This window comes from Flavobacterium sp. (assembly GCF_027482425.1).
GTDB lineage: Bacteria > Bacteroidota > Bacteroidia > Flavobacteriales > Flavobacteriaceae > Flavobacterium.
On sequence record NZ_JAIXWA010000025.1, the window covers coordinates 1 to 13,225 of the forward strand.

General features: G+C 42.5%; 9 protein-coding genes. 6 read left to right on the plus strand and 3 right to left on the minus strand.

The annotated features are described in order from the left end of the window. Positions 1–148: 148 nt before the first annotated feature. Entirely contained in the window at positions 149–2,749 is a 2,601-nt protein-coding gene (mutS, locus tag Q0037_RS02480; RefSeq protein ID WP_297514952.1) for a DNA mismatch repair protein MutS, read from the minus strand. 146 nt (positions 2,750–2,895) lie between these two features. Here mutS and Q0037_RS02485 point away from each other — a divergent pair, with 146 nt between their 5' ends. Genes Q0037_RS02485 through Q0037_RS02495 form a run of 3 tightly spaced genes read left to right on the plus strand, consistent with a single transcriptional unit; the run spans position 2,896 to position 5,979 of the window. Further along, complete coding sequence (locus tag Q0037_RS02485) at positions 2,896–3,363, plus strand: DUF1573 domain-containing protein (protein WP_297514956.1); 468 nt, start codon at positions 2,896–2,898, stop codon at positions 3,361–3,363. A 56-nt stretch (positions 3,364–3,419) separates the two neighbouring features. Beyond that, on the plus strand, positions 3,420–3,950 hold the full coding sequence (locus Q0037_RS02490) for an RNA methyltransferase (RefSeq protein WP_297514959.1): 531 nt from the start codon (positions 3,420–3,422) through the stop codon (positions 3,948–3,950). A gap of 4 nt (positions 3,951–3,954) precedes the next feature. Further along, complete coding sequence (locus Q0037_RS02495; protein ID WP_297514961.1) at positions 3,955–5,979, plus strand: T9SS type B sorting domain-containing protein; 2,025 nt, start codon at positions 3,955–3,957, stop codon at positions 5,977–5,979. On the opposite strand, the gene folK is transcribed toward Q0037_RS02495, so the two are convergent. Further along, on the minus strand, positions 5,968–7,104 hold the full coding sequence (gene folK, locus Q0037_RS02500) for a 2-amino-4-hydroxy-6-hydroxymethyldihydropteridine diphosphokinase (protein WP_297514964.1): 1,137 nt from the start codon (positions 7,102–7,104) through the stop codon (positions 5,968–5,970). The two genes, Q0037_RS02495 and folK, sit on opposite strands and share 12 nt — an antisense overlap. 135 nt (positions 7,105–7,239) lie before the next feature. Here folK and sppA point away from each other — a divergent pair, with 135 nt between their 5' ends. From sppA to Q0037_RS02515, 3 genes are all read left to right on the plus strand, one after another. Further along, positions 7,240–8,997, plus strand: coding sequence for a signal peptide peptidase SppA (sppA, locus tag Q0037_RS02505; protein WP_297514967.1), 1,758 nt, complete (start codon positions 7,240–7,242; stop codon positions 8,995–8,997). 140 nt (positions 8,998–9,137) lie between these two features. Continuing rightward, complete coding sequence (locus Q0037_RS02510) at positions 9,138–11,711, plus strand: AsmA-like C-terminal region-containing protein (protein ID WP_297514970.1); 2,574 nt, start codon at positions 9,138–9,140, stop codon at positions 11,709–11,711. A gap of 32 nt (positions 11,712–11,743) precedes the next feature. Beyond that, positions 11,744–12,322 (plus strand): porin family protein, encoded by a 579-nt coding sequence (locus Q0037_RS02515; protein ID WP_297514973.1) that lies wholly within the window; start codon positions 11,744–11,746, stop codon positions 12,320–12,322. 54 nt (positions 12,323–12,376) lie between these two features. Here the strand turns inward: Q0037_RS02515 and Q0037_RS02520 are convergent, their stop codons facing one another. After that, positions 12,377–13,171, minus strand: coding sequence for a DUF2797 domain-containing protein (locus Q0037_RS02520; RefSeq protein ID WP_297514976.1), 795 nt, complete (start codon positions 13,169–13,171; stop codon positions 12,377–12,379). Between the last annotated feature and the right edge of the window lie 54 nt (positions 13,172–13,225).

Consider the following 13,225-nt stretch of genomic DNA (forward strand, 5'->3'; position numbering starts at 1 on the left):
CAACTGAGCTATTTTCGCAAGTAAACTTTAGAACCAACCGCATTAACTGCGATTGCGGATGCAAATGTAATACATTAAATGTATTTTGCAAGGGAAAATTTGAAAAAAATTAGACTACTTCAGTAAACCCTTGATAACCAAACTATCGTTACTGCCCTAGCATTCTTTTAATTTCATTGAGCTTCATTAACGCCTCCACCGGAGTCAAGGTATTTATATCCAATCGTTGTATTTCCTCTCGTATTTCCTCAAGTAATGGATCGTCTAAATTGAAAAAACTGAGCTGTAAATCGGTATCCGACTTCATATCGAGCAACGCCTCTGACGAATGTTTCTTTTCTAATCTCTTCAACATTTTTTGTGCTTTTTGTACCACGGTCTGCGGCATTCCAGCCATTTTCGCAACATGGATTCCAAAACTATGCGCACTCCCGCCAACGACCAACTTACGCATGAACAAGACATTGTCTTTGAGTTCTTTCACCGAAACATTATAATTCTTGATCCGTTCAAAAGACTCGCCCATTTCATTTAATTCATGATAATGCGTAGCAAATAATGTCTTGGGGCGCGAAGGATGTTCATGCAAATACTCGGCAATCGCCCAAGCAATCGAAATTCCATCGTAGGTACTTGTCCCACGACCAATTTCATCCAAAAGCACCAAACTCCGCTCCGAAATATTATTCAAAATAGAGGCCGTTTCATTCATTTCGACCATAAAGGTAGATTCGCCCATCGAGATGTTGTCGCTGGCGCCCACTCGGGTGAAAATTTTATCGACAACCCCCATTCGCAAGCGCTCTGCGGGCACAAAACTTCCCATTTGAGCCAACAATACCAAAAGTGCGGTTTGCCGCAGTATTGCCGATTTTCCCGACATATTCGGCCCTGTAATCATCATTAATTGCTGATTGGTTCGATCGAGGTACACATCATTGGACACATAAGGCACTCCTGCAGGCAATTGCTTTTCTATAACGGGATGACGCCCGTTGACAATTTCCAAATCAAACGAGTCGTCCAATTCGGGACAAACATAATGGTGTTCCACGGCCATTTGCGCAAACGACAACAAACAATCTAATTGAGCAATCAACTGCGCATTCGTTTGGACGGGCTTGATATAACTCCCCACCCAACTCACCAATTCTTCAAACAAGCGCGATTCAATATGTTGGATTTTCTCTTCTGCTCCCAATATTTTGGTCTCGTATTCTTTTAGCTCCTCAGTAATGTACCGCTCGGCATTGACCAAAGTTTGCTTGCGAATCCAATCTTGGGGAACTTTATCTTTATGGGTGTTTCGAACTTCAATATAATAGCCAAAAACGTTATTGAATGCGATTTTTAAAGAACTAATTCCTGTACGCTCCGATTCGCGTTTTTCAATCCCCTCCAAATATTCCTTCCCCGAATACGCTATCGTCCGTAAGGCATCCAACTCTTCATGAACCCCTGTGCGAATAGCATTCCCCTTGGCGATAGAAACCGGAGGTTCGGATTGTAAGGTGGTGGCTATTTTTTCGCGCAACACATCACAAGCATGCAAACTATCACCTAAAACACGGACGGCTTCTTGGGTACTTGCGAGTGCCTTTTCTTTGATGGGAAGAATCGCATCCAACGACTCTTTCAAGGCCACCAGCTCCTTAGGCCCGATTCGTCCAGTTGCCACTTTGGAAATTAAGCGCTCCAAGTCGGAAATTAAGCGTATTTGTCGTTGCATTTGTTGCATTACCTCGGGATGACTTTGCAAATAGGCTACTACTTGATGTCGCTCTCTAATTTTAGAAATTTCTTTGAGAGGCAAAGCCAACCAACGTTTCAACAAACGCGACCCCATGGGAGAAATCGTTTTATCAATAACATCCAAGAGCGTGACCGCATTGGGATTGTAACTGTGGTATAGTTCTAAATTCCGAATGGTAAATCGATCCATCCACACATAGGCACTCTCGGCTATGCGCTGGATTTGCGTAATGTGCTGTAATTTATGATGTTGCGTTTCTGATAAATAATACAGTATGGCTCCCGAAGCTACAATTCCTTCCGACACCTCTTCAATACCAAAACCTTTTAAAGAATTGGTTTGAAAATGGGTGGTTAGTTTTTCAAAAGCATAATCGGCTTTGTAAATCCAATCCTCTAGAAAAAAAGTAGTATAGTGCTCTCCAAAGGTTTCTGAAAACTCTTTTTTCTGGTATTTGGGTACTAAAATCTCTGCAGGCGCAAAGTTTTGCAACAGTTTATCCAAATATTCTTCATTGCCTTGGGCTGTGAGGAACTCCCCCGTAGATACATCCAAAAAAGCAATCCCGTGGAACTTTTTGCCAAAATGAATGGCTGCTAAAAAGTTATTAGACTTGGTTTGCAACACTTCATCATTTAAAGCGACTCCTGGCGTAACCAATTCAGTGACCCCGCGCTTTACGATGGTTTTGGTCATTTTTGGATCTTCCAATTGGTCGCAAATCGCCACCCGAAGTCCGGCCTTAACCAATTTGGGCAAATACGTATTAAGCGAATGGTGCGGAAATCCGGCTAATGCCGTTTCGGAAGCCGAACCATTGCCTCGCTTGGTCAAGATAATCCCTAAAATTTTGGAAGCACGAATGGCATCTTCACCAAATGTTTCATAAAAATCACCTACACGAAACAACAAACAAGCGTCCGGATATTTGGACTTTATTTCGTTGTACTGTTTCATCAAAGGGGTTTCTTTGAAACTTTTTTCTTTTGTAGCCACTTCGTTTTCATTTAAAAATTAAGAACTACGAAAATAGCTAATTTCTTCAGAAATCGTAAGCATGAATTGACTAACAATTTGAAGAAAAAACAAGAGGTTTACGAATTTTTATTAGATTTGCTTCTCTAATTTAAATTTATTATACGATGAAAAAAATACTTTTAGTAGCTGCTTTGTCGATTATTGGAGTAACCCATGCACAAACGCCCAACGCGAATGCAAAACCGGCAACACCTCCACCTGCACAACCGGCTCAAAAAGTGGATGGTCCGCAAATCACTTTCGAGAATGAAACGATTGATTACGGAACGATTCCTCACAATGCCGACGGTAATCGTGAATTTGTTTTTGTCAATACAGGCAACAAGCCTTTGATTATTGAAAGCGCTCAGGGTTCTTGTGGATGTACGGTACCAACTACGCCCAAAGACCCAATTCAACCCGGACAACGCGGGGTAATTGGAGTTCGTTATGCCACCGACCGTGTAGGCCAATTTACCAAAAATGTAACTGTGCGCTCCAATGCATTGGGCAATGAAGTTAAAGTATTGACCATAAAAGGAAATGTACTCCAAGCCCCGCAACCCGAAGGAACAGCACCTGTGAAAAGTTAATAATACTTTATGAAACGATAAAAGCTCCTTTCTGGGGCTTTTTTTATTTTTGTACCATGCGAAAATTAGCCAATAACGAACTTGAACGAAAAACGGTAGCCGACTTTAAATCGGCGGCAAAAACACCTTTAATACTCATCCTTGACGACATTCGGAGCCTCCATAACATTGGGTCTGTTTTTCGAACCGCTGATGCCTTTTTGATCGAAAAAATTTACCTCTGTGGCATCACGGCTACTCCACCGCACAAAGAAATCCAAAAAACAGCCTTAGGTGCCACCGAAACTGTAGCCTGGGAATACCAAAAAGAGGTGGTAACCGCGGTCGAAAAGCTCAAGCAAGAAGGCTGGAAAATTTATGCTATCGAACAAGTCGAAGGCGCTACATTCCTGAATACCTTTCACCCACAACCTGACGAACACTATGCTTTAATTTTTGGAAACGAAGTTTACGGTGTATCACAAAAAGCAATTGAACAATGCGATGGTTGTATTGAAATTCCCCAATTGGGCACCAAACATTCCCTCAATATCGCCGTTAGTGCCGGTATAGTGGTTTGGGATGTTTTTCAAAAAATGAAACAATAACCGTATGTGTCGCCTACTCGTACTTTTTTTGTTTCTAAGTTGTACCCTTCGGGCGCAGACTGCCAACGTTGCCCCTATTTTGCAAGCTACAGGCAATCAAGCCTATTGTCCCGGCACTGCCCTTCCTATTGCTACCTCCATGTCTTTTATCGACCCCGATGATACGGGAACCCATCAAGTGACAGTGCAAATTTCGGGAGGATATGTTTTAGGGCAGGATATTTTGTTTCTTACGGGAGTTCACCCCAACATCAGCAGTTCGTGGGATGCCGCTTCGGGAAAGCTTACACTAACGGGAATTACTGCTCAACCTTCTTATGCCGAATTGCAAGCCGCTATAGTAGGGGTTATGTATCAAAGTAACCATCCTACTCCTACGGGAACACGAACTTTTGCCATTGCAGTGGGTGATGCCAATTATCTACCCTCTACAGGACATTACTATCTTTTTGTACCCAACGTAGGGATTACCTGGAGCGATGCCCTAACGTTAGCCTCGGCCAGCAACTATTTTGGGCTACAAGGGTATTTGGCTACGCTTACCTCGGCGGAGGAAGCAACCTTTGCGGGAAATCAAGCTTCTGGCACGGGTTGGATTGGCGCAAGCGACCAACAAACCGAAGGACAATGGCGCTGGATGTCGGGACCTGAAATGGGCACTTTACTCTACTATGCTTTTTGGAATTCAGGGGAACCCAACAATATGGGAAATGAAGATTATGCGCATATCACCGCACCGGGTATAGGTATCCCCGGTTCTTGGAATGATCTATCCAATACAGGAGACTCTAGCGGCCCCTATCAACCGCAAGGGTATATTGTCGAATTTGGCGGGATGCCCAATGACCCAATACTGCAATTATCAACGAGCACCTCGGTGTATATGGTACAAATCAATAGCATCATCGAGGGAGAATCGTGTGGTACTGGAAGTGTAACCCTATCGGTCAATGCTTTAGGAAATCCGATTGCCTGGTATACAAGTGCGGTTGGGGGAACACCTATTGCTTCGGGACCGTCTTTTACCACCCCAATTCTATCATCAACTACGGTGTATTTTGCCGCTTTGGTCGATTGTCCCAACACCCCACGAACGCCCTTGGTCGCTTTGATACATGATGTTCCCGTGGTAACGGTTGGGCCAACAACTACGGCTTGTGCCGGAAATACGCAACTTTTGAGCGCCACCACCACGGCTGGAATTCTTCGCTGGTATGACGATCCCACCACCTCAGTTGCTTTGGCTTCGGGTACAACTTTCACCACACCACCATTAACCGCAGCTGCGATGTATTATGTAGAGGCCGATAACAATGGCTGTCGTTCCGGACGAATTCCTATTGTCCTACCTTTGTTTACGAGTCCCGACTTGGGTAATGATGAAGTCTTGGCTTGGTGTGAAAATCAATCGGGCACCCTTAGTGTATCTTTTCCCAACGGAACCTACCTTTGGTCGAATGGGAGTACTTCCAATGCGATTCCCGTTTCACAAGCGGGAACCTACACGGTTACGGTAACAACTCCCGAAGGGTGCACGGATAGCAAAACCTTTACCGTCAACACATACGCTATTCCTCAAATCGCTTCGGTATTGGTAAATGGCTTGGACGTTAGCCTTTTTACGGTTAATCCCGGAGATTACGAATACAGCATAGACGGCTTAAATTTTCAAGACACCCCCTTTTTTACTATACCTACTGGAGGGAATTATGTAGCAACGGTTCGTGAAGTGCACGGCTGTGGATTGGTGGTTTATCCTTTTAATGCCACTTTTTTTAGTGCCTTTTTTACCCCTAATGGCGATGGCATCAACGATCAATGGACGCCAAAAGGGCTCGACTGGAATGCTCAAACTTCTATTGTTATTTTCGACCGTTTTGGAAGAATAGTAAAAGTCTTGGATGCCAATACTCCGGGCTGGGATGGTCTTTTCATGGGTCAGTTGGCCCCTGCGGATGATTATTGGTTTCGCTTTCAAGCCGACGAATCTGCTGCACCTCAATTGGGCCATTTTAGTTTAAAGCGCTAGACTTTCCTGAATTTTATCGAGAATAAAAACATAGTCTGATTGATGTTTTACAAAATCCAATTCAGAAACATCGATGACTAATACATTAAGGCCTTGTTGGGTTTTGATAAAATCCAAGTACCCACTGTTGATTCGTTCCAAATAATCGGCGGGAATTTCTTGCTCATAACTGCGACCTCTTTTGCGAATATTGGCCAACAAACGCGCTGTATTTTGATACAAATAAATATACAAATCGGGCTTGGGCATTTCCTTATAAATGATATCAAAAAGCGTTTTGTACAATCGATATTCATCATCGGCTAAGGTAACCTTGGCAAAAATAAGCGACTTGAATATGTGGTAATCCGCTACGACAAAGTCTTTGAACAAATCAAATTGCGAGAGATCGTCGGAAATTTGTTGGTAGCGATCGGCCAAAAACGACATTTCCAACGGAAAAGCATACCGACTTTGGTCTTTGTAAAATTTGGGTAAAAACGGGTTGTCGGCAAAGCGTTCGTAGACCGTTTTCCCATTAAAGTCCTCTGCAATTTTGGAAGCTAACGTAGTTTTCCCAGCGCCGATATTCCCCTCGATGGCAATATAATTGAACTTATCTAAGGTGATTTTGGCCAAGGGTTGAGGCATCGAACCCACACGCTCACAACGTCCCTTGTCGGTACAAGCGCTAAGTAAAGCCGTTACCGAGGTTCCCGTGCGAGGCTCTTTCCAATACGGGAGTACTTCCTGCAAAGGGCGCAACACAAACAACCGTTCCGACAAATGCGGATGGGGCAAGGTCAAGGTTTCTGAAGTGAAACACTCCTCATCGTAACTGATGATATCAATATCGATGATGCGGTCTTGATACTCCGATGTTGATTTTACTTTTCGTCCCATCGTTTGCTCCAACCGTTGCAATGCTTTCAATAATTTTTGAGGCGATTTGTACGAATGAACCACAAGCACACAATTGAGAAACGAGGCACTTTCAAATCCCCATGAATCACTTTCATACACAGAAGAAATAGAGACAACCGTGGCAATCTCCTGATGGATTTGCGCCACACATTGTGCCAAATTCTCGGGTTTATTCCCCATATTGGTCCCTAAAGCCACTACAATGGTATGTTGTGCATTCATGAAGCGCAAAATAAGTAAAAGTTGCTCAGATTAACTTATTTTTGCGGGCAGTGTTGATAACTATTTCTTAGAAAATTTTAAAAAAGAAAACGTAACATTTTTAATGTTTTGATAACTAATTAGAAAAAAAAAGTTATGCGATTTTTAAGTAATGTGTTGGCCACCTTAGTGGGACTGTTTTTGTTTTTTATGATTTCATTTTTCGGTCTTATCATTATTGCCGCCCTGTTTGGTGGGAATGAAGAGACCGTTGCGGTAGAGTCCAATTCAGTCATCGAATTGGATTTATCCAAAGTTTCCCTCGATTATGCAGGGAAAATCAACTTTACCGATATCGGACAATATACCGAAAACCATGACGGTTTGATGGATATTATTCATGCCTTATCCTATGCAAAAGGCGATACGGACATCAAAGGAATTTCGATTATTAATTCCAATTCTGCCCTAGGTATGGCGCAAACCAAAGCGTTGCGGGATGCCCTTACCGATTTTAAAAAATCAGGGAAATTTGTGTATGCGTATGCCGATGTGTATTCGCAAAAAGACTATTACCTCGCCTCCGTTGCCAATAAAGTGTATATCAATCCGGTGGGGGAAATGGATTTTAAAGGACTTTCAGCCGAAGTGATGTTCTTTAAGAATATGCAAGAAAAATCGGGAGTGAAAATGGAAGTCATTCGCCACGGTAAATACAAAAGTGCTGTGGAACCCTTTTTGGAGGAAAAAATGAGTGAGGCCAACCGTGAGCAAACCAATCAATTGATTCAATCGCTTTGGACGTCTATGTTGAAAGACATTAGTGCCAGTCGTAAACTCTCGGTCGAACAGTTGAATGCTATCGCGAACAATTTGGGAGCCCGAACGCCAGAAATGGCGAAAGCCAGCCGCTTGATTGACGGTATTACCTATGAAGACCATTACCACGATGTAATTCGTAAAGCATTGGATGTAGATAAAGATACAGGTTACAATACCGTTTCAATTGTCGATTATGCCGAAGCCAATGCGACGTCGGCGATGGATTTGGAAAGTTCTGATAAAATTGCGGTGATTTATGCGCAAGGAGAAATTGCGGAAGGCGAAGGTGATGTCAATATCATAGGCGATGGTGCTATGCGCAGAGCTATCCGTGCCGCTCGTCGTGATGAGGATGTAAAAGCGATTGTCTTGCGCGTGGACAGTCCCGGGGGGAATGCCTTGACATCGGACTTGATTTGGCGTGAAATTGAACTCACCAAAAAAGTAAAACCCGTAGTCGTTTCGATGGGGAATTACGCCGCCTCGGGAGGGTATTACATTGCTTGTAATGCAAATAAAATTTTTGCCGAAGAAACGACCATTACGGGGTCGATTGGCGTTTTTGGCGTGATTCCCAATTTTGCCGAATTAAGCAAACGTATCGGCCTTACGGTTGACCAAGTACAAACCAACGCACAAGCCAACGGGTACAGTCCGTTTCGCCCTATGGATGAGAGCTTCCGAGCTGTATCGCAACAAGGTGTTGAACGAGTGTATGCCACATTTGTAAAACGGGTATCCGACGGACGAAAGTTAACCCCTGCCCAAGTAGACGCCATTGGTCAAGGTCGTGTGTGGAGCGGAGCGGATGCTATCAAAATTGGTTTAGTAGATGCTATTGGCGGCATGGATGAAGCCCTCGCGGAAGCGGCCAAATTGGCTAAAATCAAAAAATACCGCACCCAAGAATTTCCTGAGTACGAACGTGAAGTCTTTGCCTTCTTTGAAGAAATGGGACTAATCCAAAGTCGGGAATCACTATTGAAAGAGACCATGGGAGCTGAAAATTATGCCGTTTTCCAACGTATTCAAGTGCTGGCTCGTCAACGCGGCGTCATGGCACGCGTTCCTTATGAACTAGAAATTCAATAAGCTACAAACCGCCTTCTTCTAGGCGGTTTTTTATTTTTTTTAGCATTTTCGTAAAGAAAGACTCCGCTAGAAAAGATTATTTTTGGGAGCATCTAGTTTTAGGCAAGCTTTTTGCCGAGCACTATTAAAACCCTATTGTCATGTTGAAGAAAATCGCCAAAATTACTGGAATCACTTTGGGAGTACTCCTTTTAGCTGCTTTTGCTATTCCTTATTTTTTCAAAGATCAAATTAAAGCGCGCATTGAAAAAGCACTCAATGAAAATGTCAATGCCAAGGTATCGTTTGCTGATGCTGAGGTAAGTCTTTTCCGAAATTTCCCAAAAGCGACGGTAAGTATCGAGAAAATGGCAATCATCAATAAAGCGCCTTTCGAAGGCGATACCTTAGTAGCTTTTGAAGAATTAGCGCTGAAATTGTCGGTCATGGAATTATTCAATGATAAAACCGAACCCATGCAAGTAGACGCGATTGCGACCAAAAATGGACTCATCAATATTATTGTAAACAAAGAAGGTGTCGGCAACTATGACATTGCGTTGAAAAAGGCGGATGAAAAAGGATCTACTGAAGAGAGCAAACCGCTGTCTTTCAAAATTAAATCCTATGAAATTGAAAATTACCGCTTTCGTTTTACCGATCAAGCCTCAAATATGAAGGTTTTACTCGACAGCATTCAGCATACCGGAGTAGGTGATTTTAGCAATGAAGTCTTGGATTTAGACACCCATACCGCAACAAAGGTTTCACTCTCAATGGATAAGGCCAATTATATGCGTGACATTCCCGTGCGCTTGGATGCCATTTTGGGGTTGGATTTAAAACAAAGCAAATACAGCTTTAAAAAGAACGAAGCCAAAATCAATGATTTACCCCTCAAATTTAATGGGTTTATTCAGCTTTTGGAAAAAGCCCAAGTATATGACCTGACGTTTGAAACGCCCACTTCCGACTTTAAAAATTTCCTTGGCTTAATTCCGGCGGCCTACCGTAGCAATATCAATCAAGTAAAAACGGCGGGGCAGTGTAGTATCAAAGGATTTGCCAAAGGACAATTAACAGAAACGTCGATTCCTCAATTTTCCGTGGCTATTGCCTCAAATAATGCTTCCTTCCAATATCCCAACTTGCCCAAAGCGATTAAAAACATTCATATAGACACCAAAATTGTGAATGAAACGGGGCAAGTCAACGATACCTATGTCAACATCAATCGATTGTCGTTTGCCGTAGACCAAGATGTATTTGATGCCAAAGCCACCATCAAAAACATTGTTGAAAATGCTTTAGTAAATGCTCAATTAAAGGGTGTTGTCAACTTGGCCAATTTTTCAAAAGCCTACCCTATCGCCCTAGACAAACCCTTGTCGGGAATTATCAGAGCCGATGTGACCACCGAATTTGACATGGCCGCCGTGGAAAAAAGTGACTATGCGCGTATTAAAAACGCAGGAGAAATTGACCTTGCCGGATTTCGCTATACCGATGAAAGTGGCAAAACGATGGACATCAGTAAAGTATGGGTTGCTTTCAATCCAAGTCGCGTCGTGTTGAAAGAATTTAAAGCAAAAACGGGGAAAAGTGATTTGGGCGTGAGTGGCGTATTGGAAAATTTTTACGGCTACCTCTTTCGCAACCAGAACTTGGAAGGCAACTTTACACTGACTTCCAATCAAATTGCCGTGAGTGATTTTATGACTACCGAAAAAGCGGCTCAAAGCGAAACTTCTAAAAATAAAGAACCGCTTAAAATTCCAGCCTTCTTAGACTGTACACTCACGGCCAAAGCCAATACGGTTTTGTATGACAATTTAACATTGAAAAACTGTGCAGGAAAATTAATTATTAAAGATCAAAAAGTAACACTAGAGAATGTAAAAACAAATATTTTCGGAGGGCAAATTACCTTTAATGGCGATGTTTCAACGAAAACGAAAGTACCCACGTTTGCCATGGATTTGGGGATGAATCAAGTAGACATCGCTCAAACCTTTACCCAACTGGAACTATTTAAAAAACTGGCTCCTATTGCTGGGGTTATCAATGGAAAATTCAATTCCTCAGTGCAGTTGAAAGGATCCTTAAATGCTACCAAAATGACGCCAGATTTAAAAAGTCTCAGCGGCGATTTGATGGGGCAATTGGTGTCAACCACGGTAAATTCGAACAATTCCAAACTCTTGCAAGCACTGGATGGGCAACTCAAATTCATTGATTTGAATAACTTAAACCTTAACAACCTCAAAACGGCCCTTCATTTTGAGAATGGTCGCGTCACAATCAAACCGTTTGACCTCAATTACCAAGATATCAAAGTAAGCGTCACTGGTTCACACGGTTTTGACCAAACGATGCGCTATGGTTTGACCCTTGATGTTCCCGCGAAATATTTAGGTCGGGAAGCCAATGCGCTTTTGGCAAAACTATCCCCTGCAGAAATCAATGCTTTGGGCACACTCCCTATCAATGCTACCATTGCCGGAAATTTTAACAACCCAAGAGTAACAACGGACTTAAAAGCAGCAACTACCACGCTCGCCAACCGATTGGCGCAACAACAAAAGAATAAATTGGTCGACAAAACCAAGAACGAAATTGGACGAATCATTGATCGAAATACAAAACCTGGGGACACTGCCAAAGCATCTTCAAAAGAAACGGTAAAAAATAAAGCGGGAGATTTGTTAAAAGGCTTGTTGGGGAAAAAGAAATAGTATCTTCGCAGTAATATCTCTAATACGTTACCATGAAAAAAATCATTCTTATCGCAGTACTCGCCACAGGATTGTGCGCCACTGCCCAAAAACGCGTTCGCGGCGATGTTGAACTTACCCCTTATATCGGGTATCATTCGTCAACATATAGCTCGGATAATTCTACCAGTACAAACACCTTAAACACGGTGCAAATTGGAGTACTAGGCGATTTTTATTTTAACAATCGTTGGAGTATTCGAACAGGATTGCAATCGCAAACCATGGGGGTTGAAGTTTTTGGCTTTGATGAAAAATTAAATTATATACAAATCCCAGTGAATGCCAATTGGCACTTTGGATCCAGTCGGGCTTGGAATTTGAACTTTGGATTGACGGGCGGGGTATTGACCTCAGCGAAAGCCGATGGTGAAGATTTTTCTGAAAAAGTTGAAGGGACTCAAATCGGACTTTCGTTTGGTATTGGATACAAAATCTTCTTAAACAAACGAACAGGATTACTAATTGATTATCAGGCTTTTTCTGGAATGACAGATATTTCAAAAGACCCAAGGTTTGATGTTCGAAATGTTGCAGGAAGTCTTAACTTAGGGTGTGTTGTACGACTATAAAATTGAGGCTCATACCTTATAAATACAACGGCCAAGTACACCTTGGTCGTTTTTTTATACTTCAATTTTTACCACATAGCCTTCATAGGTGCGCACATTAAACACCGTTTGATCTTCAAAAATCAGGTATTGCCCTTTAATTCCTATAAGTTTTCCCTCATAGAGAGGCGATTTATCCAAATTGAGGCTCACTACTTTTGAAGGATATTGAAGTACGGGATAGTGTAATTCCCATAGATTGTTGGCATTTTGAGCAAAATAAGGGAGCACTTCTTCGGGAAGTTTTTCGGCAAGTGTTGCTAGTATGTTGGGCAAATCGGCGGCGGGCACCTCATTCTTCAACATCCGTTGCCAATTGGTTTTATCGGCGAAATACTGTTTCAACGCTACTTCGGTAATTCCTGCCAAATAGCGATTAGGCACTTCCACTATGGGGAGCGCTTGAACCGCTCCTTGATCTATCCAGCGCGTAGGCACTTGCGATTTGCGGGTAACACCCACTTTGACCTCACTCGAAAGGGCCAAATAAACAATGTGGGGTTGTAATTGGATTCGTTTTTCGTAAGCCAAATCCCGGTCTTCAATATCCAAATGGGCGGTACTCAATTCGGGCTTCATAATCCAATCGCCTGCCGACGGACTCTGCATAAAACAATCGTAACAAAATCCTTGTCGAAAAATTTTCTTGGCTTTACTACAATGCAAACATTGGTAGCCCGTATGGTGTATTGCGAGAGGCTTCCCCAATAATTGGTTCATGTGTAAAAAACTGTTTTCAAAAACCAAATAGTATTGAATGGGATCTTGAAATTCGGTTTGCATTTTGGTCAATACACCTTCGTAAGACATCGTCAGTCGCTTAGATATTATTTCAACGTAAAGATAAAAGAACTACAATGTTTT